We start from the raw sequence: 22,183 nt of genomic DNA, 5'->3' as shown, positions 1-22,183 counted from the left end.
AAATTGGTTACCTATCCGCTTGTTTTACTTTTCAATTTCAGCCTTCAGGCTCAGATCCAGACTCTTGGCCTGATGAATCAGCCCGCCTACACTGACGAAGTCAACTCCTGTATCTGCATACTGACGCAAACTTTCTAAGTTGATACCACCGCTGGCTTCCGTTTCAAACCGGTGATCAATTAAAGTCAAAGCTTCTTTTAACTGTGCAGGGCTGAAGTTATCCAACATGACCCTGAATACTTTGCCCTCCCCTATCTCTATCACTTTTTTTACGTCTTCCAGCGTCCTTGTTTCTACTTCTATTTTAAGTGGCAGACCAGAAGCTATGACATACTGATGCGCACGGTTAACAGCCTGTTCTATGCCGCCGGCGTAATCTATATGGTTGTCCTTAAGCATAATCATATCATACAGTCCAAAACGGTGGTTGATGCCCCCGCCTATGCGTACTGCCTCTTTTTCAAGTATTCGGAAATTGGGTGTCGTTTTGCGGGTATCCAGTATCTGCGTATGATAGCCTTCCAGGATATCGGCATACTGCCTGGTCAAAGTAGCGATACCGCTCATACGCTGCATGCAATTAAGAACCAACCTTTCGCAGCTTAATATAGTATGTACATGGGCACTTACCTCAAAAGCAATTTCACCATTTGCCATTTTATCCCCGTCTTTTTTATAGGGAAAAAACTGACAGTCTTTTTCCATTTTTCTAAAGATAATTTCGGCCACTTCCATGCCGGCCAGAATACCATCCTGTTTAATTTTAAGTAACGCCTTGCCTTTGGCCTCCTGAGGTATGCAACTTAAAGTGGAGTGGTCCCCACTGCCGATATCCTCTCTTAATGCTTCTTCAATTAAATGGTCTATATGCAGCATATATTAATTCTTTTCTTCTTTATATTATAGGTAGCGGAGCCTGCTGTTGTAAATAACCGGGTTCCGCAAACACTTCCTGGTTCTAGCCTACTAATGCGGCGGCCCCAAAGACACCTGCGCTATCTCCCAGTTGTGGTTTTAAAATAGGGACTTCCACCCGGTCGTTAAAAATATAAGATGCCAGTCGTTCTTTTCCTTTGGTATATAAATCTTCAATATTACCGACACCGCCGCCAATGACGATGGCGTCCGGGTCCAGTATGTTAATCACAACGGACAAGGCTCTGCCAAACTGTTCATACAAACGATTTAAGGTTTCGCCTGCATATGGATCGGTATGTTGGTCTGCCACCATTTGCTTCAACAGTTTTTTCTGGCCCGACTGCTGCGCATAATATCTTTCAAGGGAAGGGCCTGCAATGACAGTTTCCACGCAACCTGTTTTACCGCAATAACAGGGGCCCCCGCTGATATCCAGAAAATTATGCCCCCATTCCCCTCCTATGCCATGATGGCCTTCTATGATTTTCCCGTCTACGACTATGCCGCCGCCCACGCCTGTTCCCATGATAATCCCAAAAACAGTTTTAGCATCCGGAGCCTGTTGTTTAACGACGCCCAGGTGGGTTTCTGCCAGGGCAAAACAGTTGGCATCATTGGCCATTTTTACCGGGATTTGTAAAACTCTTTCCAGATCGGCTAATAAAGGGCGACCGTTCAGGGCTGTGGAATTACAGTTTTTCATGGTCTGCATACCGGGATCCAGTACACCGGGCGTGCATATTCCTATTCGCTCCGGAACAAGGCCTGAACTAGTCTTCAATAGCTCAAGTACCTGGGCGATTCTGCCTATGATATGATCATATCCTTTCTCCCCTTCAGTTGGAATTCTTTGACGGACAATAGGTGTCGTGTCATTTAACGAAGATAAAATGACGCCTTCTATTTTAGTGCCTCCCAGATCGATACCCCATATTGCCATAGATAACTTTTTGTGTAAATATTGGCCCAAATATAAGATGTATTCTGCAAATGGTTGATGATGGCGACTTGCAAAAAAGCAAATGAACGAAATCAGATTATATTCATTTACATATTTTAAATTTTGTTATTTAATTATAAGTGACGCTGGCTTTACCGTTAAAATCAAACAGATTTCTTTAATTCTGTTTTGAGAACTTGCATATCAGTTTACCGGAGTTATCTTTGCAAAATGCATTATTTATCTGCCGAAGGGCTTACCAAGAGTTACGGAATTATTCCACTGTTTAAAAATATCTCATTTAATATCAATGAAGGGGATAAAATCGGCCTTATCGCCCGTAATGGTGTGGGTAAGAGTACCTTACTTAAAATCCTGGCGGGTAAGGAAGTGCCGGATGAAGGCAAACTCTGGGTTCATAAAGATGTTAAAGTGGCACTTTTTGAACAGCAGCCCGAATTTGATGAAAATGGATCTATCCTGGAAAATGTTTTGCATGACGGACATCCGGTGATTCAGGCCATCAGAAGCTATGAAGCGGCTGTGGAATCCGAGGATGCAGATCAGCTGGCCAGTGCTTTTCAATGGATGGACGAGGTCGGCGGATGGTCTTTTGACGCTAAAGTAGGGCAGATTTTTGCCAAATTAAATATCAGGCAACATCATCAGAAAGTGTCTACACTCAGTGGCGGTCAGCGCAAACGTGTCGCACTGGCCCGGACACTGGTTGATATCGGTTTTGAACCTGGTCACACGCTGCTGATGATGGATGAACCGACCAATCATCTGGATGTAGAAATGATAGAATGGCTGGAGCATTATTTAAATCAGGAGAAGGTCACCTTGCTGTTAGTGACGCATGACCGTTATTTTCTGGACAGTGTCTGTGAGGTGATCTGGGAACTGGACCGCTCTGATATTCAGGTATACCGTGGTGATTATGAATATTATATGGAGGCCAAGGCGGCCCGCATGGAAAGCGAACAGGCCAGCATTGAAAAGGCCCGCAATACCTATAGAAAAGAATTGGAATGGATGCGCAAGCAACCCAAGGCCAGAACCACTAAGAGTAAATCCAGGCAGGACAATTTTTATAAGGTAGCCGAAAAGGCCGGTCAGAAAATTGAGGAATCTCAATTACAGCTGGAAGCTAAAATGACCAGACTGGGCGGCAAAGTGGTGGAGCTGAAAAAAGTGTATAAAAGTTACGGGGACAAAAAAGTTATCCAGGGATTTGATTATACATTTACCAAAGGTGAACGCATCGGTGTGGTCGGTAAAAACGGAGCAGGTAAATCTACCCTACTAAATATTATACAGCAAATAGAACTGGCGGATAGTGGTAAGGTGAATATAGGAGAAACCGTTGTTTTCGGTAATTTCTCCCAGCAGGGCCTGGAAATTAAAGATAACGTACGGGTGATTGAATACGTTAAATCCATTGCTGAGAGTTTTCCGTTAGCCGGTGGAGGGTCTTTGTCAGCAGCACAGTTTCTGGAGCTGTTTTTATTTCCAGGGGATAAACAATATACTTTTATTGAATCACTTTCCGGTGGAGAGAAAAAAAGGCTGCAATTGCTGACCATTTTGTTTAGAAATCCAAATTTTTTGATTTTGGATGAGCCGACCAATGATCTGGATTTGCCAACACTTTCGGTATTAGAAAATTTCCTAATGGATTATCAGGGCTGTATTCTGATTGTCTCCCATGACCGTTATTTTATGGACCGGTTGGTGGATCATCTTTTTGTTTTTGAAGGGGAAGGTACAATCAGAGATTTTCCGGGTAATTATACCCAGTATAGACTCTACCAGAAACAGCAGGAAGCAAAAGAAAAATTACTTAAAGATCAGCAAGAAGTTAAAAATCAGGAGATTAAAAAAGAAATACAGATAGCGTCTCCAAAAAAAGAAAATACAGTAAAAAAGCCTTCTTATAAGGAGAAACGGGAATTTGAACAACTGGAAACCGAAATAGCTGATCTGGAGGCCGAAAAAGCTAATCTGGAAGAATTCCTTGCTGCGGGCAATCTGGAATTTGAACAGCTGAGCCTGCATAGTAAAAGGATTTCTGAAATCCTGGCACTTTTGGAAGAAAAAGAAATGCGCTGGCTGGAACTCAGTGAGTTAATGGAATAAGGATGATCGGGGCCCAGTCAGGATTTTCCTGTTTATGGCTTTGCTATCGCCTGAAATATAATTAACTTTGCCAGCTATTTATAAAGATGAAATACGAAAAAGAAATTAACCGTCGTAAGACTTTTGCCATTATCTCTCATCCGGATGCGGGTAAAACCACGCTGACCGAGAAGTTTTTGCTATTTGGCGGGGCCATACAAACTGCGGGTGCCGTTAAGAGTAATAAGATTAAAAAACATGCGACCTCAGACTTTATGGAGATTGAGCGTCAGCGTGGTATCTCGGTGGCTACTTCCGTCATGACCTTTGAATATAAGGACTTTTTAATCAATTTGCTGGATACTCCGGGGCACAAGGACTTTGCCGAAGATACCTATCGCACACTGACGGCAGTGGATAGCGTGGTGCTGGTGGTCGATAGCGTAAACGGTGTGGAAGATCAGACCAGAAGGCTGATAGAAGTCTGCCGCATGCGTGATACACCTGTCATTGTCTTTATCAATAAAATGGATAGGGACGGTAAAAACCGTTTTGATCTGTTGGAAGAAATTGAAAAAGAATTAAAACTGACCTTGCATCCTATGACCTTTCCTATTAATAGTGGTAAGGATTTCAAGGGTGTTTATAACTTAAGGGAAAAGAATCTGGTACTCTTTACACCTGGCACGAGAGCGGATAGCGAAAGCGTCGTAATCGAAGATCTTACAGATCCGGTGCTGGATAAAAAACTGGGAGAAAAGGATGCAGAAACCTTAAGAGAGGATGTGGAATTAATTGAAGGAGTGTATGGAGACCTGGATACGGAAGCTTATCTGGCCGGTCAGGTGGCACCTGTTTTCTTTGGGAGTGCTGTCAATAATTTCGGGGTTAAAGAAATGCTGGATACTTTTATTGATATTGCACCCGTTCCAAGAGATAGAAATACGACGCTCAGAGAGGTGTCGGCCGGAGAAGATAAGTTCAGCGGATTTGTATTTAAAATACACGCCAACTTAGATCCTAAACACAGAGACCGTATTGCTTTTTTGCGAGTCTGCAGCGGCAAATTTGAACGCAATAAGTATTATAAACACGTGCGTCTGGATAAGGATCTGCGCTTTAGCAATCCCTATAGTTTTATGGCGCGCAGTAAGGATATTATTGAGGATGCCTATCCTGGTGATGTGGTTGGTCTGTTTGATACAGGCAACTTTAAAATCGGAGATACCTTAACAGAGGGTGAGAAGTTTTATTTCACCGGCATACCTTCCTTTTCCCCTGAAATCTTCAAGGAACTGGTTAATAAGGATCCGATGAAGACCAAGCAGATGGAAAAAGGAATTGCCCAATTAACCGATGAAGGAGTGGCGCAGTTATTTACCCAATACGGAGGTACCAAAAAAATTATTGGTTGTGTGGGAGAATTGCAGTTTGAGGTGATTCAATATCGTCTTTTACAAGAATATGGAGCTGCGGTGGAATTCAGGACCTTACCCTTTTACAAAGCCTGCTGGCTGAGTTGTAATGATGGGAAAATGCTGGCCGATTTTATGCGTTTTAAACAACAAAATACAGGGGAAGATAAAGACGGCAACCCTGTCTATCTGGCGCAAAGTGAATGGTTTTTAAATACGGAAATCAGCAATAATCCGGATATTCATTTCGCCTTCTCCAGTGAAGTAATCGGACAGGAAGCTTAATCGCAGCAGCGGGCAATACGTACCATCAGGCGGTAGCCTTAAATAATAAAGCCAGTCAACAAATGACTGGCTTTATTATTTGTGCATGATCACTTACATATATTTTGTCAATACCTTCCAGGATTAATCGATTCTAATGGCCTGAAACTGGCTTTTACTGCCCATAAAGACATTATAATCCACATACCCATCAATGCCACTTATCTTGTAGTTGTTGCTTTTTTGCCAGAAGATACAATCACAACTGGGCCTGGACTGATAGCTGGCAATCCATAACTTATAAGGCTTGGGGAGCCCGGCTTTCAGAAATTGATTATACAGCATACAGTCTGTATAAATAACCGGTCGAACACCGGTTTCTTTTTCTACAGTGGTTAAAAAAGTCGTTACCTCTCTGAGCACAGCACTGACTGAAGGCATGGGCTTAATCCATTCAACGTCCAGTACCGGGGGTAAATCTCCTTTTTTTAGTTTGGCGCTATGGACAAAATGCAAAGCCTGCCGGATGCCTGGTGAGGTAAAGGAGAAAAAATGATAGGCGCCGGATACAATGCCATATTTACGTGCCTGGGCTCTGTTTTCCTCATAATTAGCATCGCCGTGCGTACTTCCTTCCGTGGCTTTAAAATAAATAAAATCAGGCTTCTTTTCCCCAACCGTCTTCCAATCAATGCTGCCCTGATGATGGGAAATGTCCAACCCCCAGATACCATCTGCTGATTGAGCAAAAAGGGGGCCTTGTGAAATAAAAAGCAAGGTGCAAAAGGGAAAAAATACGAAAAAAGAATGAATGAAGCGTCGCTTTTGAGTCATGTATTCTCTGTTTTGATGTTATCTGCCAGCATTATAACAAAAAACCTGCCATGAAAAAAGGCATGTATCCTCAAGGATGCATGCCTTTTAATCGTCTAATACATAAAGGATTGGCCGTATGATAGGCCTTTGATTTTATTAGATTTTGGCCAGGGCCTGTTCAATATCAGATAGGATATCATCTGGATGTTCCAGACCAACAGAAATACGAATCAGTCCCGGAGTGATGCCTACTTTGGCTCTTTCTTCTTCCGTCAACTTACCATGTGTCGTGCTGGCCGGATGTGAAGCGATACTTCTTGAGTCGCCCAGGTTCGGTGTCAGCGATAATAACTCCAGGCTGTCCATGAACTTGGCACCCGCCTCTACGCCACCTTTGATCTCAAAACAAACGATACCACCGCCGGCTTTCATTTGCTTTTTAGCAATCTCATACTGCGGATGGCTGGGTAAAAACGGATATTTCAGCCATTCAATCTGCGGATTTTTTTCCAGTTTTTCCGCTATTTTTAAAGCACTGGCCGAATGACGGTCGATGCGGATGGAAAGAGTTTCCAGGCTTTTGCTTAACACCCAGGCATTAAAGGCAGACAGCGCTGGTCCGGAGTTACGGCAAAACAGGTAAATCTCGTGAATTAATTCTTTTTTGCCAACGACAACACCTCCAAGTACCCGACCTTGTCCGTCCATCCATTTGGTAGCGGAATGCAGGACGATATCGGCACCAAAATCAACGGGTGTCTGTAATACCGGGGTGGCAAAGCAGTTATCCACGTTAAAAATGATGTTGTGTTTTTTAGCCAGTTTACCCACGGCTTCCAGATCCACTAATTCCAGCTGCGGATTGGTAGGCGTTTCCAGGTAAATCATTTTGGTATTGGGGCGGATTTCCTGTTCCCAACTGCTGACATCATTAGCCGGAACAAAAGTATATTCTATTCCAAATTTGTCTAAGAATTTGGTTACAACCGTAACCGTTCCACCAAAAATAGAGCGGCAGCATAACAGGTGATCACCGGTTTTCAAAAGTGCCATAAAAGAGCTGAATACAGCTGCCATTCCACTGGCTACTGCATAACCTGCCTCACATTTTTCCATTGCCGCAACTTTGGCCGCAAACTCATCCACATTCGGGTTGCTGTATCTGCTGTAAATATTATCGTCGGTTTCTCCGGCAAAGGCTGCCCGCATATCATCAGCTTTGTCGAAAACAAAACTGCTGGTCAGAAATAAGGGCGTGGAATGTTCATGTTGAGCCGTTGTCGGGGTCTGCAGACGGACCGCCTCGGTCTCAGGGTGTAATTTTCTATTTGACATGTATTGATTAATATTATGTGATGATAATTGCTAGGCTTCAGATGAACGGCTATAAATGATCCCTGATGATACTATTGACCATTTAAAATAAGTTCATATTTGATAGTAGCCCCTGCTGCACGCAGGGTGGCAGCCACGGAACAGTATTTATCCAAAGAAAGGTCGATGGCCTTTTTGGCACTCAGCCTGTCCACATCTCCGTCAATGCTGAAAGTCAGGAAAATCTCCGTCCACAAAGAGGGTTCTTTGCCAACCTCTCTTTGGCCATCCACGGTTACCTTGTAATCGGTAATCTCTTGTTTTCTTTTTTTCAGAATGGACAGTATGTCGATGCTGGCACAACCGGCCAGTGCATTGAGTAGTAATTGCATGGGTCTCGCTCCGTATCCCTCCCCTCCCATTTCTGGTTTGGTATCCATTCTGGTAATCACTCCGTTCTCATCAATGGAATCAAAGGCATAATTGGCACCGGCCCTGATTAATTCTATTTTGGCCATAATCTATCTATTTGGTGGGCAAAATTAGGCATAAAAATGACACAGTGGACGGTATTTTTTTTCATTCATGCCTTTCTGTCACCCAATTGTTATAATTCCAGGGCCATTTATGTCAAAAGAGGCGACAATCAGAAATTGGAGTTATCTTTGTATTTCAACCTAGTAATTAATTAAATTTAAAAGTAAAAGTTATGGCTTTAGAATTTACCGACGCCAACTTCCAGAATGAAGTGATTGCAAACGATAAATTAACCGTTGTTGATTTTTGGGCAGAATGGTGTGGGCCATGTCGCGCAATCGGTCCCGTTGTTGAAGAACTGGCTAAAGAATACGATGGTCAGGTTAAAATAGGCAAATTAAATGTCGATAATAACCCGGATGTCAGCGTTAAGTATGGTATTACTTCCATTCCAGCTATCTTGTTTATCAAAAACGGTGAAGTAGTTGACAAACAAATAGGTGCAGTTCCTAAATCCGTATTGGATCAGAAAATTAAAGCACATCTTTAATTTTTAAAACGCAGCGGTATCCCTATCCGTAAAAAGAGGGCACAACCAACAAAAAAGTACAGTACTACTGAAGTACTGTACTTTTTTGTTGGTTGTGGATTGACCGTCGCCTTTTTGGTATGATCTTACCCGTTTTTTTCGGAAGAATTGGTGTCATCAGCCGGCAGCTCCTCTGAATGTTGGGCGCTATTTGTTAAAATGAGGTGGATTACCACTATCTTAAGGTAAAGGGGGCATCAGCATTAACCATTTTTTATAAATGGAGGCAGTCTGATCCGCTCTGTGGATCAGCTATGCACTTAAGTAATTTATTGTTAATGAGTTATGAGACTCGCTTCTTGGTTTTATCCAGGTTTACGGGTTGTGGAGCTTTTGCTTTAATTGTTCTTTTTTGTAGCTGACGCTGGGTGGCTAAATAACGTTCTCTGAGCACTTTTTGTACGGGTACTTTGCGGATTTTGGATTCCAGCCAGCTTTGGATATCCAGATACATAAATGAACGGGTTTCCAGGGAGTTTTTTTCCAGCTTATCCAGCTGTTCTTTTAACGCCTTAAATGCTACTATAATGCGGCCTGGTGATAGTTTAAATGATTTTCTTAGAAACGCAAAAATGGCCTCTTCTACAATATTTAAGTTTTTCATATTGGCCATATACCTGTAAACAGATTTGAGCAGGTATTCCAACAGTTCCATATTGCCCAGTTCGTAGTGCGCAATCAGGTGTAATAACCGGGCATAACATTGCAGGTCTGTTCTCAGATCTGACTTTTGGTGGATAATCTTATTGAGATAATCAATACTCTTGCTATTGTCGCCACTACCAAAATAAAGACAGGCTATTTTATAATAAAATACCAGCACCCTATGGGTATCCAGATGGCTTTTATAGGCCTCCAGCTTCTCTTCTATTAGCGGTATGAGCTCAATGCCTTTACTGAAACTGCCTTCCAGAAAGTGGCGGTTAATTTCTGCAGTATACAAATACATGAAAACCTGTATTTTAATATTGATACTGCTGCCGGCAATTGGTTTTTGACTAAAGGCTTCAAATACTTTGAGTACTTCCACAAATTTGTCGTGGTTATTGGTGTCAAAATGAGCACTGAGCAGATTGTGCATGGCCTTGACAAAAAGGACCGGTTCTATCTGTTGCATCAAAGGCTCTTTGATAAACAGATCAAACCATTTTTGCGTGTACCGGTAAAACATGCGCAGGTCCTGCAAAATAAAATGATACCAACAGTGAGCCTGGTAATAATGCATCTTAGCATAAAAGGACAACTGCGGTTCTATGATCTCCGGTAAATTCGCTTTAAAAAACAACTGTACGGCCAGCACATCTTTCTGATCACGGGCATGTCCCATTTTTATATACCAGCCATACATTTGCAAAGCCAGGTTCGAGAGTTGGTTTTGTAGTGTGATTTTGCTAGTAACCTGATTTACAGCTTCTGAGAGCTGTTCGGCCCTGTCCTGCATGGAGCGGGTTACATGTAAGAGCTCAATTTTCTTGGAGAGTTCAAGTGACAGTAATAGCGAGACATTCTGATGGTATAAGGTTGCCTGCTGTTTTATTTTCTCCAGGGTTTTTAGGCTTTGGATATATAGCCCCTTGCTGTATAAGATCCGTGCATAAGCCATTTGTTCATTGAGCCACATTTCCAGGTTGCTGTCATCTTTAAGCAGTCTGAGAGAAGCCAGGATCTGACGCGATAAATGCGCCTTCATATTGGAGAGCTGTTGCTTTTTAATCGACTTATTTTTACGCAGCAGTGCCTGCTCATCATAGTCCTCCATCTTGTCAAAAGCATCGAAAAGCTGTACAATTTTCAGATCCTCCGCGCCGGAGGATCTTTTTATAAATAGCTTAAAATGGCGTTTTTCACTCTTTTCCAGCGATTTAATCAGTTGAAAAAGCTCGTCATTTCTTCGATTGGGCATAGTAATAATCAATTTAGCAAACCCCTGATGCTACTAGGTTTGAGCCTTACAAAGCTACGTTTTTCACCGTAGATTACCGCATAATTTGATTTGATTGTAAAAAGTAGTGTAAATACATTTGAAAAATAAAGAAAAACGATCATAAAAACTTACATTTGTTTGTTTAATTATTCAAGATTACCTAACAAATAAATGACCATTAAATAACGCTAAGATTATGTCTGAACACAAAATTGATATTTTTGATACTACGCTCAGAGATGGCGAACAAGTGCCGGGTTGCAAACTCAATACCTCAGAAAAGGTTAAACTGGCCCTTGAACTCGAACAACTGGGTGTGGATATAATTGAAGCCGGGTTTCCTATTTCAAGTCCCGGTGATTTTCAGTCTGTTGAACAGATTGCCAAGGCGGTAAAGGAGGTTACGGTCTGTGGGCTTACCCGGGCAGTGCAAAAGGATATTGAAGTGGCTGCCGAGGCGTTAAAGCCCGCCCGCCGTCCCCGTATTCATACCGGTATCGGTTCCTCTGACAACCATATCAAGTATAAATTCAATACCACCCGGGAAAATATTGTGGAACGTGCAGTAGCTGCCGTAAAGCTGGCGCGCAACCTGGTTCCTGATGTGGAATTTTATGCCGAAGACGCCGGCAGAGCAGATATTGTGTTTTTGGCGCAGCTAATAGAAGCTGTTATTGCAGCGGGTGCCACCGTTGTTAATATTCCGGATACTACTGGTTTTTGTTTGCCACATCAATACGCAGAAAAAATCTCTTATTTAGTCAATCATGTAAAAGGTATTGAAAAAGCAACCATCTCCTGCCATTGTCATAATGACCTGGGGCTGGCAACGGCCAATTCGCTGGCAGGCGTTATCGCCGGTGCCCGTCAAATTGAGTGTACCATTAACGGCATTGGAGAGAGAGCGGGCAATACTTCATTAGAAGAAGTGGCCATGGCCATTAAAAAACACCCTGAACTGGGACTGTATACCAATATTGAAAGCACCCGTTTGCATGGACTTAGCAAGCAGGTGTCAGATACCATGCGTATGCCGGTGCAACCCAATAAAGCCATTGTCGGAGACAATGCCTTTGCGCACTCCTCCGGGATTCACCAGGACGGCTTTCTTAAAGAAGCGACTACCTATGAAATTATCGATCCTTTGGAAGTAGGTGCCGATATCTCCAAAATAGTATTAACCGCAAGAAGTGGCAGAAGCGCCCTTGCCTACCGGTTTAAAAAACTGGGGCACGATTTTACCAGAGATCAGGTGGATGTACTTTATGAAAGGTTTCTGGCTGTAGCAGATGAGAAAAAAGAGGTGACCGATGAGGATTTGATTGAATTGGCTAAAACCGTTTAAATCAGGATTCTGATATTTCTATTCAAATTATTTAAGTTTATTTATTCAGTGATATGAGCAACAAAACATTATTTGATAAAATCTGGGATACCCACGTCGTGAAAAAGATTCAGGATGGGCCTTCCGTATTATATATTGACCGTCATTTTATTCATGAGGTCACCAGTCCGCAGGCTTTTAAGGGCCTGGAAAAAAGAGGCTTGCCTGTCTTCCGTCCAAAGCAGGTGGTCGCGACAGCAGACCATAACGTACCGACACTGCATCAGGAACTGCCTATTAAAGAAGAGCTGAGCAGAATCCAGGTGCAGACTTTAAAAGACAATTGTGCTAAATTCGGCATTGAGCTGTATGGTCTGGGGCATCCTTTTCAGGGGATTGTTCATGTCATCGGACCAGAACTGGGTGTAACCCAGCCCGGATGTACTTATGTATGCGGAGACAGCCATACCAGTACCCACGGTGCCTTTGGGTCCATTGCTTTTGGTATTGGTACCAGTGAAGTAGAAATGGTACTGGCTACCCAATGTCTTTTGCAAAGCAAACCCAAACTGATGCGTATCAATGTGGACGGAACGCTGGGTAAAGGTGTTACCTCTAAAGATATCGTTTTATATATCTTAAGTCAGATTTCTGCCAGCGGAGCCACAGGCTATGCCGTGGAATTTGCCGGCAGTGCCATCCGTGCACTGAGTATGGAGGCGCGCATGACCATTTGTAATATGAGTATTGAGATGGGCGCACGTTGCGGCATGATCGCACCGGATGAAACAACTTTTACCTATGTAAAAGGACGTAAATTTGCTCCCCAGGGGGCTGAATGGGACAAAAAACTGGCAGAGTGGAAAACGCTGTTTTCTGATGAGGATGCGGTTTTTGATAAAGAATATAATTTTAAGGCAGAGGATATTGAACCGATGATTACCTATGGTACCAACCCGGGTATGGGTATAGGCGTTACCGGTCATGTTCCTGAGCTGAGTGAGATAAAATCCGGTGATTTACCTGCATTTGAAAAGTCCATTCAATATATGGGCCTTGCTGCCGGTGAGCATATATTAGGACACCCTGTTGATTATGTCTTTATAGGGAGCTGCACGAATTCCCGCATTGAAGATCTGCGTCAGGTGGCTGCCTTTGTCAAAGGCAAACAAAAGGCTGAAGGCGTTACCTGCTGGGTGGTACCAGGTAGTAAACAGGTAGAAGCCCAGGCTAAGGAAGAAGGAATTGATAAAATCCTGGAAGCTGCAGGCTTTCAGCTTCGTCAGCCAGGCTGTAGTGCCTGCCTGGGGATGAATGAGGATAAGATTCCGGCAGGAAAATATTGTATTTCAACTTCTAACAGAAATTTTGAAGGTCGTCAGGGACCTAATGCCCGTACCATGCTGGCCAGTCCGCTGATGGCTGCTGCCGCGGCGGTGACTGGTAAGGTCTGTGACGTAAGAGAGCTGGTATAACCCCTTTTATAAAAAATAAAAGGTAAGTCCTTCCGGTTATTTCATTTAAAATTTTAAAACAGAAGCGTAAATTAAATAAGTCATGAGTAAAGCGATTAATCATATAAAATCTACGGTCGTTCCCCTGAATCTTGAAAATATAGATACGGATCAGATCATACCGGCCCGCTTTTTAAAAGCAACCAGCCGGGAAGGATTTGGTGAAAACCTGTTCCGGGATTGGCGTTTTGAAAATAATGATCCTGATCAGCCTAAAAAGGATTTTGTTTTAAATAATCCGATATATGCCGGGAAAATCCTGGTCGCAGCCAAAAACTTTGGCTGTGGCTCTTCCAGAGAGCATGCGGCCTGGGCCATCAAGGATTATGGTTTTGACGTTGTAGTCAGCAGCTTTTTTGCCGATATCTTTAAAAATAATGCCCTGAATAACTTTCTGGTGCCAGTAACCGTCAGTGAAGGCTTCTTACAAAAGATATTTGAACAGGTGGAAAAAGATCCTAAGTCCGAAATTTCGGTCAGTGTGGAAGATCAGACCATCACCATTGAGGCGACGGGAGAAAAAGAAAGCTTTGATATCAATCACTATAAAAAGGATTGTCTGATCAACGGTTTTGATGATATTGACTACCTGCTGAATATGCGGGAAGAAATCGGGGCCTTTGAACAGGCACGCGGATAGCAGCAACATAAAGTGAATTGTTTAGCGTGAGTACATCAAGTATTATATTAAAACAAGTTAAACTGACCAGACCCGGCGGGTTTGGTTTGGATAATCTGAATATGGAATTGCCCCAGGGGGCGAACCTGGTGATTACCGGGCCTTCCGGCAGCGGTAAGACCAGTTTGGGCATGGCCCTTGCCGGAAAATTATTTGTAACCGGCCAGCTGGAAGTAAACCTCTCGACGGATGCCAAATCAGCCGGCGGCAGAAAAGTTCAGATGGTGGATCAGCGCTATACCATCAAAAACCGAAGTAATACGGTGGATGGCTATTATCAGCAGCGTTATAACAGCCTGGATAATGAGGATGCGTATACGGTGCTTGAAGAGCTGATGACCATTATAGATAACCCGGAAATTATCAAAGCGCATTTGTCCTCCTTTGGTATTGATTACCTTTTAGATAAGACGTTGCTCACCCTTTCCAGTGGCGAGCATAAACGCTTTCAGTTGGTTAAAATGCTGCTCGATCCGGCTCCTGTCGTGATTTTAGATGAACCCTTTGTTGGACTGGATATTCAGGCAAGAGCTTCGCTGAATCTGTTTCTGGAGAATTTAACCCGCAGCGGCATCCAGTTGATCACACTAACGGGTGCCAGAGATCATTTTCCAGTGGTGGCTACCCACGTATTAGAACTAATGGAGGGTAATGCCAGTTATTTTGGTGAATTAAAAGATTATCAGCCTGGTTTTCACCCTGCCGTGCAGCGCTATGATCTTTCGTCCTTAGACTTAGAAGCGGCAGGTGCAGACAGTGACGTTAATGGAGGGACAGCATTTGATAACGCCATCATTAAAATGGAGCATCTGCATATTGCCTATGCAGACAAAGTCATTTTTGATGATCTCAACTGGCAGGTGCTGGCTGGTGAAAGGTGGTTATTGAAAGGCCCTAATGGTGCCGGTAAATCAACTTTGCTAAGCCTTATTTATGGCGATAACCCGAGAGCCTATGCCAATGAAATTTATCTATTTGGCAAAAAAAGAGGAACCGGTGAAAGTATCTGGGATATCAAGGCGAAAATGGGGTTTGTGTCTCCGGAGCTGCACGCTTTTTTTGATAAAAATATTACGGTCTTTCAGACGGTGGCCAGTGGCTTTTTTGATACCATGGGCCTGTATAGAAAACTCTCCGAGAAACAGACGGAGCTCATCCATAACTGGTTAACCGTACTTGGACTGACACAGATCCAACAAAAAAGACTTTCTGAGATCTCTACAGGCCAGCAAAGACTGATCATGTTACTTAGAGCCTTTGTTAAAAATCCGCCTTTACTGATACTGGACGAACCCTGTCAGGGGCTGGATCAGTGGCAGACGGAGGCCTTTGTAAAATTGGTGGAGGACTATTGCAAAAAAACGGGCGCGTCCCTGATTTATATCAGTCATTATGCATCGGAAATTCCGGCGGTGGTGACCAGTGTACTGGAACTTTTAGGTGATGGTAAGGGGGGATATCATATTTTTAAAGTGGCCCGGATGGAAAAAGTTAAACAGCCTTCTGAGATCATTAGATAAAAGCCCTGTGTTCTGGTCAATCAAATCTTTGAATAATAATTAAAAAACAGACCTCATAAATAAGATTTAAAATATATCAATAATGAAAAAGAATATCACGGTCATTTTAGGTGACGGTATCGGCCCGGAAGTAACGGAACAATCTATTAAGATTTTAAATGCGGTTGGCGAACAGTTTGGTCATGAGTTTACATATGATTACCAGTTGATGGGTGCCATTGCCATTGACAAAACCGGTAATCCGCTACCGGATGCCACCATTGAATCTGCCTTAAAAAGCGACGCAGTACTTTTCGGAGCCATTGGTGATCCTAAATATGATAACGACCCTACGGCTAAAGTACGTCCTGAACAGGGCCTGCTGAAGCTGCGTAAATCCTTACAGCTTTTTGCCAATATCCGTCCTGTGATTACTTATCCTGCGCTTAATCATCTCTCTCCTCTTAAACCGGAGAAAATGGATGGCGTGGATTTTGTTATTTTCAGGGAACTGACCGGGGGTATTTATTTTGGAGAAAAGAAAATCAACGAAGAAAAGACTGAAGCGTCTGACCTTTGCAGTTATACCCAACCGGAAATCGAAAGAATAGCGCATCTGGCTTTCCAGTATGCCGGACGTCCTGAACGCAGAAAAAAACTGACCCTGGTGGATAAAGCCAATGTTCTGGAAACCTCACGTTTATGGCGTAAGGTAGTGCAGGATATCGCACCCAGTTATCCTGACATCAAAGTAGATTATATGTTCGTGGATAATGCCTCCATGCAGATTATTGTCAATCCCAAGCAGTTTGATGTGGTACTCACGGAAAATATGTTTGGTGATATTATCAGCGATGAGGCAAGTGTACTCAGCGGTTCGCTGGGACTGCTTCCTTCTTCCTCCGTAGGAACAGGTACCACCTTATTTGAACCCATTCACGGTTCGTATCCGCAGGCGGCGGGTAAGGATATTGCTAACCCGATCGGTTCTATTTTAAGCGCCGCCATGATGCTGGAACATTTCAATATGAATGAGGAAGCAGCGCTGGTTAGAAAAGCAGTGGCCTGGACCTTGTCTCAAGGATTTGTCAGTCAGGATATTGACAGCGTCAATAACTATGGCACCAGTGTGATTGGAGACCTGATTAAAGATTTTATCGAGCAGAAAATTCCGGCCGATATCAATAAAAAATCAGTAGAACTGGGTAAATCAACCATTATTTAAAAGTTTTTTGGATCTGGTTTTTAAGGCTGAGGGAAATATTTTTTTTCAGCATTGTTCTTTGTTTTAATTTTTTTTCTACATTTGTTTCACGGTTAGCGAAAGCAAACTGATTCATTAGATGAAAACAAGTGTAAAAAATATAATCCCTGTGGTGGTCATTATTATTGTGGTGGTCATTATTTCTTCTTTCAGAGGGGGTGGATTTGTTTTGTAATACACGAACAAAATAAAATTAAGAAAACCACTTCCCCATTAAGGAAGTGGTTTTTTCGTTTTGGGGATTTTCAAAATTTAAATTCAAAGGCAAAAGCAAATAACATCGTTCGACTATTCAAATTGTTCATTATATAACAAGTAATAAAAATGGAATCAAATCTCAATAAATATTCTAAAACACTGACCCAGGACGAAACGCAGCCTGGTGCCCAGGCCATGTATTATGCCATTGGCATGAATGATGAAGATCTGCAAAAGGCGCAGGTAGGTATTGCCGCTATGGGCTGGGATGGTAATCCCTGTAACATGCACTTAAATGATCTGGCTACAGAGGTCAGAAAAAGTGTTAACGACACCGGCCTGGTCGGTCTTCGTTTTTATACCATAGGGGTTAGTGACGGGATGGCCAACGGTACCGATGGGATGCGTTACTCTTTGGTGAGCAGGGACGTAATTGCAGACAGCATTGAAACGAACGCCGGAGCGCAGTATTATGATGGATTGATTACCATTCCTGGATGTGATAAAAATATGCCGGGTTCAGTTATGGCGATGGCCAGGCTGAACCGCCCTTCTATTATGCTCTATGGTGGCACAATCGCACCGGGGCATTATAAAGGGGAAGATTTAAATATCGTCTCTGCCTTTGAGGCGCTGGGGCAAAAAATTGCAGGCAATCTGGATCCCGCTGACTTTAAAGGAATTGTTCAGCATGCCTGTCCAGGCGCCGGAGCATGTGGTGGGATGTATACCGCTAATACCATGGCCAGTGCCATTGAAGCGCTGGGAATGAGCCTGCCTTACTCTTCTTCTAACCCTGCACTGAGCGAAGAAAAGAAAAGAGAATGCGAAGCAGCTGGTAAGGCCATCCGTCTTTTACTAGAAAAAGATATTAAGCCTTCCGATATAATGACACGCAAGGCGTTTGAAAATGCAATGACGGTTATTATGGCCCTGGGCGGCAGCACCAATGCCGTTTTACATATGATTGCCATTGCCAGAACCGCTAAAGTGCCGTTGACTCAGGATGATTTTCAAACAATCAGTGATAAAGTACCCATGCTGGCTGACTTTAAACCCAGCGGTAAATATTTAATGGAAGATTTACACCAGTACGGTGGCACACCGGCTGTGATGAAATACCTGTATTCTAAAGGGCTGATTCATGGCGACTGTTTAACCGTAACCGGTAAAACGGTTGCTGAAAATCTGGCCGATGCACCGGATCTGGATTTTGAAAAACAAGATATTATTCATCCCCTGGAAAATCCGATTAAAGCGACAGGCCACCTGCAGATTTTATATGGTAACCTGGCTGAAGATGGTAGTGTTGCCAAAATCACCGGTAAGGAAGGGGAAAGATTTGAAGGTACTGCCCGTGTATTTGACGGTGAAGCACATCTGATTGAAGGTCTCGCTTCTAAAAGAGTACATCCGGGTGATGTCGTGGTGATCCGTTATACCGGTCCGGTCGGCGCTCCGGGTATGCCCGAAATGCTGAAGCCTACCGGAGCCATTATTGGCGCAGGACTTGGCAAGACCGTGGCCCTGATTACAGATGGCCGCTTTAGCGGTGGTACGCACGGCTTTGTCGTAGGACATATCACTCCGGAAGCCCATAAAGGTGGCCTTATTGCCTTGGTTCAGGACGATGATATCATTGAAATTGACGCGGTTAACAATAAAATCGAATTAAAAGTACCACAGGAAGAAATTGACCGTCGTCGTAAATTATGGAAACAACCCGCTTTAAAAGTTAGTTCCGGAGTACTTTATAAATATGCCAATACAGTAGCTTCTGCCGCTTATGGCTGTGTAACGGATGAATTACCGGAGGACTTAAAGAAGTTGTAAGCCTTAATAAAACCCACTCAAATTATTTTACCATAAATAAAAAGTATTAAAATGGATACGCTAGAAGTTAAAGAAGCCGCCACACCCCAGACGGAAAAGGTAACGACCTTAACCGGCAGTCAGGCACTGCTGGAAGGGTTACTGATCGAAGGGGTAACAACCATCTTTGGCTATCCGGGTGGTGCTATTATGCCCATCTATGACGCCTTATATGACTATCATGATAAACTGGAGCACATTCTGGTGCGCCATGAACAGGGTGGTATCCACGCTGCGCAGGGTTATGCCCGTAGCTCGGGAAAAGTAGGCGTCGTCTTTGCTACTAGCGGTCCGGGGGCAACCAACCTGATTACAGGTGTTGCGGATGCGATGATTGACAGTACGCCGCTGGTTTGTATTACGGGACAGGTATTTGCTCATCTGCTAGGAACGGACGCATTCCAGGAAACTGACGTCGTAAATATAACGGCGCCTGTCACTAAATGGAATTATCAGATCACAGATGCCAATGAAATTCCCGGCGTTCTGGCCAAAGCTTTCCATATTGCCAGAACCGGTCGCCCGGGTCCTGTATTGATTGATATTACTAAAAACGCGCAGATCCAGAAATTTGATTTCAAAGGGTATACGCCTTGCAATCATATCCGTAGTTACAGACCCGCTCCGAAAGTGCGTAAAAGCTATGTAGAACAGGCTGCTAAACTGATTAATGAAGCTAAAAAACCTTTTGTTATTTTTGGCCAGGGCGTGATTCTGGGAGAAGCAGAAAAGGAATTTAAGGCTTTTATAGAAAAAGCAGGTTTGCCGGCTGCATGGACCATTCTGGGAGAAAGTGCCATCCCCACTGATCATCCGTTAAATGTCGGTATGCTGGGCATGCATGGTAATTATGCGCCTAATGTATTGACCAATGACTGTGATGTACTGATTGCAGTAGGGATGCGTTTTGATGACCGCGTGACCGGCAGACTGGATAAATATGCCAAGCAGGCGAAGATTATTCACCTGGATATCGACCCGGCAGAAATCGATAAAAATGTACCGGTAACTGTACCTGTCTGGGGTGACTGCAAAGAAACACTGCCGATGCTGACGGCTTTATTGGACAGCAAAGATCACAAGGAGTGGCTGGCTAAGTTCCGGGAACTGGAAGCCGAGGAGATTAAGGAAGTAATAGACCCTGAACTCAATCCGACTGGCGAAGTGATGTCTATGGGTGAAGTGATCAAGGTATTAAATGAACTTACTGGCGGCGAGGCTATTATCGTAACCGATGTGGGCCAGCACCAGATGGTGGCCTGCCGCTATGCGGATTTTAAAAGGTCCCGCAGTAATATAACTTCAGGAGGTCTGGGCACCATGGGTTTTGGGTTACCGGCTGCCATCGGGGCTAAATACGGGGCGCCTGACAGGACAGTTGTTGCCATCTGTGGAGACGGTGGTCTGCAGATGACCATTCAGGAGTTTGGAACGATTATGCAGTTTGGCGCTGCTGTCAAGACGCTGATTTTAAATAATCATTTTCTTGGAATGGTGCGTCAGTGGCAACAGCTTTTTAATGACAAGCGCTATTCTTTTGTAAATATCACTTCTCCGGATTTTATTAAAGTGGCGGAAGGTTATGGTATCCCTGGTAAAAGTATTGATCAGAGAGCAGATCTGAGAGCGGCCCTTAAAGAAATGCTGGATCATGATGGGGCATATGTACTGGAAGTCATGGTGGGTAAAGAAAACAATGTATTCCCGATGGTTCCGCAAGGATGCAGTGTGAGTGAAATCCGCCTGAAATAATTTTGAATCAGCCAGGTGGCATCACCATCCGACCTTTAGTAAAAATTTCTGTGACAGTCAGTTAAATCTATCCATCCGGCCGTTACAGGAAGTAAATTAAAAACAATGAAAAATCAAGCATCCATTAAATATGCGCCTGCCGCAGAAAGCAGCAGTGCCCCACATCAGAAAAAAGAATTTACGATTTCTGTTTTTACGGAAAACCAGATCGGGCTGCTAAGCAGAATCGCTATTATGTTCTCCAGACGTAAGATCAATGTAGAAAGTCTGAATGTCTCTCCTACCGAAATTGAGGGAATATCCAGGTTTACCATTGTAATCTCAGAAGTAGAGGAAGTGGTCAGTAAACTGAACCGTCAGATTGAAAAACAGGTGGAAGTACTGAAGTCTTATTACAATGTCAATGAAGATATTGTATGGCAGGAACTGGCGATGTATAAGGTACCCACCAGTGTCATCTCTGAAAAGGCTAAGGTAGAGCGTCTGTTAAGAGAATATGGCGCTCAGGCGGTGGCTATCCGTAGTGATTATACGGTTTTTGAAACGGTAGGACACCGGGAAGAAACGGACGGGTTGCTCAATGCGCTGGCTCCCTACGGCTTAATTGAATTTGTCCGCAGTGCCCGGGTGGCTATCATTAAGGACAGTGAGGGCTTTCATGCTAAACTGAAAGAATTCGAACAGCACGAACCTTCACAGGAAGTGATTGAAAATGAATTTCTTGACAAAAGAGACGAAGTCTTTACGATGTAGTTGTATTTTAAAAAAAAATAATATAAAATGAGTTCAGCTATTAGTTTAGCCTATTTACGCAAATCCAGGGAGATTTTTTTGCGGATGGCCGAAGATCTGACGCTGGAAGAGCTTAACCGGATACCGGAAGGTTTTAATAATAATATTATCTGGAATCTGGGGCATATCGCTATAAGTACACTGGGACTTTGCTATATTCGCAGTCAGGTAAAGCAGGATCTGCAACTACCCTTTCCCGGAAGATTCGGTAAAGGTACCCGTCCTGAAAAGGAAGCTACCGCTGAGGAAGTGGAGAAGATAAAACACCTGGTGGCGACCAGTCTGAATCAGATTGAAGCGGATATCAAAGCTGGCACGTTTGAAAGGCTGGTGAGTTCTTCCACTGATACCTATCAGATTCCGATGGATAGCATTGACAATACGCTGATTTGTTGTCTGGCTCATGAAAATCTCCATTTGGGGATCGCCAAGGCTCAAAAAGCCGTCATCAGGGCTCGCGCACTCATCAGTTAAAATCGGTATACAGGTGAGGCAGGATACAAAAGGAATTAAT

At 43.5% G+C, this 22,183-nt stretch carries 18 protein-coding genes; 12 read left to right on the top strand and 6 right to left on the bottom strand.

From position 1 onward, the window contains the following. Nucleotides 1-24: 24 nt before the first annotated feature. Together nadC and BLU80_RS16220 are read right to left on the bottom strand one after the other, a co-directional pair. Entirely contained in the window at nucleotides 25-876 is an 852-nt protein-coding gene (nadC, locus tag BLU80_RS16225) for a carboxylating nicotinate-nucleotide diphosphorylase (RefSeq protein WP_091400570.1), read from the bottom strand. Between the two features lie 82 nt (nucleotides 877-958). Further along, nucleotides 959-1,858 (bottom strand): ROK family protein, encoded by a 900-nt coding sequence (locus BLU80_RS16220; protein ID WP_091400568.1) that lies wholly within the window; start codon nucleotides 1,856-1,858, stop codon nucleotides 959-961. Between the two features lie 231 nt (nucleotides 1,859-2,089). Between BLU80_RS16220 and BLU80_RS16215 the strand changes: the two genes are divergently transcribed. Beyond that, nucleotides 2,090-3,997, top strand: a complete 1,908-nt coding sequence (locus tag BLU80_RS16215) for an ABC-F family ATP-binding cassette domain-containing protein (protein WP_091400567.1) — start codon at nucleotides 2,090-2,092, stop codon at nucleotides 3,995-3,997. 86 nt (nucleotides 3,998-4,083) lie between these two features. Next, the gene (locus BLU80_RS16210; protein WP_091400565.1) at nucleotides 4,084-5,676 is read left to right on the top strand and encodes a peptide chain release factor 3; all 1,593 of its coding nucleotides are present in this window, start codon (nucleotides 4,084-4,086) and stop codon (nucleotides 5,674-5,676) included. Between the two features lie 123 nt (nucleotides 5,677-5,799). Here the strand turns inward: BLU80_RS16210 and BLU80_RS16205 are convergent, their stop codons facing one another. The 3 genes from BLU80_RS16205 to BLU80_RS16195 all read right to left on the bottom strand — a co-directional run bounded on the left by BLU80_RS16205 (nucleotide 5,800) and on the right by BLU80_RS16195 (nucleotide 8,303). Continuing rightward, nucleotides 5,800-6,489, bottom strand: coding sequence for a glycoside hydrolase family 25 protein (locus BLU80_RS16205; protein ID WP_091400564.1), 690 nt, complete (start codon nucleotides 6,487-6,489; stop codon nucleotides 5,800-5,802). 138 nt (nucleotides 6,490-6,627) lie between these two features. Further along, nucleotides 6,628-7,806, bottom strand: coding sequence for an O-succinylhomoserine sulfhydrylase (locus BLU80_RS16200; protein WP_091400562.1), 1,179 nt, complete (start codon nucleotides 7,804-7,806; stop codon nucleotides 6,628-6,630). 71 nt (nucleotides 7,807-7,877) lie between these two features. After that, complete coding sequence (locus BLU80_RS16195; protein WP_091400560.1) at nucleotides 7,878-8,303, bottom strand: OsmC family protein; 426 nt, start codon at nucleotides 8,301-8,303, stop codon at nucleotides 7,878-7,880. Between the two features lie 191 nt (nucleotides 8,304-8,494). Here BLU80_RS16195 and trxA point away from each other — a divergent pair, with 191 nt between their 5' ends. Then, entirely contained in the window at nucleotides 8,495-8,812 is a 318-nt protein-coding gene (gene trxA / locus BLU80_RS16190; protein ID WP_091400558.1) for a thioredoxin, read from the top strand. 322 nt (nucleotides 8,813-9,134) lie between these two features. On the opposite strand, the gene BLU80_RS16185 is transcribed toward trxA, so the two are convergent. Beyond that, nucleotides 9,135-10,754 (bottom strand): hypothetical protein, encoded by a 1,620-nt coding sequence (locus BLU80_RS16185; protein WP_211481884.1) that lies wholly within the window; start codon nucleotides 10,752-10,754, stop codon nucleotides 9,135-9,137. Between the two features lie 217 nt (nucleotides 10,755-10,971). On the opposite strand from BLU80_RS16185, the gene BLU80_RS16180 reads away from it, so the two are divergent. The 9 genes from BLU80_RS16180 (at nucleotide 10,972) to BLU80_RS16140 (ending at nucleotide 22,143) form a co-directional block, all read left to right on the top strand. Further along, nucleotides 10,972-12,120 carry a 2-isopropylmalate synthase gene (locus BLU80_RS16180; protein WP_091400557.1) on the top strand — a complete coding sequence of 383 codons (1,149 nt, stop codon included), beginning with the start codon at nucleotides 10,972-10,974 and terminating at the stop codon, nucleotides 12,118-12,120. Between the two features lie 53 nt (nucleotides 12,121-12,173). Beyond that, nucleotides 12,174-13,574: a 3-isopropylmalate dehydratase large subunit gene (gene leuC / locus BLU80_RS16175; protein ID WP_091400555.1), complete on the top strand. Its 1,401-nt coding sequence runs from the start codon at nucleotides 12,174-12,176 to the stop codon at nucleotides 13,572-13,574. A gap of 82 nt (nucleotides 13,575-13,656) precedes the next feature. Beyond that, nucleotides 13,657-14,253, top strand: coding sequence for a 3-isopropylmalate dehydratase small subunit (leuD, locus tag BLU80_RS16170; RefSeq protein WP_091400554.1), 597 nt, complete (start codon nucleotides 13,657-13,659; stop codon nucleotides 14,251-14,253). Between the two features lie 26 nt (nucleotides 14,254-14,279). Then, nucleotides 14,280-15,812 (top strand): ATP-binding cassette domain-containing protein, encoded by a 1,533-nt coding sequence (locus tag BLU80_RS16165; RefSeq protein ID WP_091400552.1) that lies wholly within the window; start codon nucleotides 14,280-14,282, stop codon nucleotides 15,810-15,812. A gap of 82 nt (nucleotides 15,813-15,894) precedes the next feature. Then, nucleotides 15,895-17,016, top strand: coding sequence for a 3-isopropylmalate dehydrogenase (gene leuB, locus BLU80_RS16160; protein WP_091400550.1), 1,122 nt, complete (start codon nucleotides 15,895-15,897; stop codon nucleotides 17,014-17,016). A gap of 363 nt (nucleotides 17,017-17,379) precedes the next feature. Continuing rightward, complete coding sequence (gene ilvD, locus BLU80_RS16155; protein WP_091400548.1) at nucleotides 17,380-19,086, top strand: dihydroxy-acid dehydratase; 1,707 nt, start codon at nucleotides 17,380-17,382, stop codon at nucleotides 19,084-19,086. Nucleotides 19,087-19,137: 51 nt separating this feature from the next. Beyond that, nucleotides 19,138-20,877 carry a biosynthetic-type acetolactate synthase large subunit gene (gene ilvB, locus BLU80_RS16150; RefSeq protein WP_091400546.1) on the top strand — a complete coding sequence of 580 codons (1,740 nt, stop codon included), beginning with the start codon at nucleotides 19,138-19,140 and terminating at the stop codon, nucleotides 20,875-20,877. 105 nt (nucleotides 20,878-20,982) lie between these two features. After that, the gene (ilvN, locus tag BLU80_RS16145; RefSeq protein ID WP_091400544.1) at nucleotides 20,983-21,630 is read left to right on the top strand and encodes an acetolactate synthase small subunit; all 648 of its coding nucleotides are present in this window, start codon (nucleotides 20,983-20,985) and stop codon (nucleotides 21,628-21,630) included. 27 nt (nucleotides 21,631-21,657) lie between these two features. After that, nucleotides 21,658-22,143 carry a DinB family protein gene (locus BLU80_RS16140; RefSeq protein ID WP_091400543.1) on the top strand — a complete coding sequence of 162 codons (486 nt, stop codon included), beginning with the start codon at nucleotides 21,658-21,660 and terminating at the stop codon, nucleotides 22,141-22,143. Nucleotides 22,144-22,183: the final 40 nt, after the last annotated feature.

Source organism: Arachidicoccus rhizosphaerae, from assembly GCF_900107765.1.
GTDB lineage: Bacteria > Bacteroidota > Bacteroidia > Chitinophagales > Chitinophagaceae > Arachidicoccus > Arachidicoccus rhizosphaerae.
The sequence above is the reverse complement of the archived record's forward strand: the minus strand, read 5'-3'. Positions and strand labels throughout refer to the sequence as shown.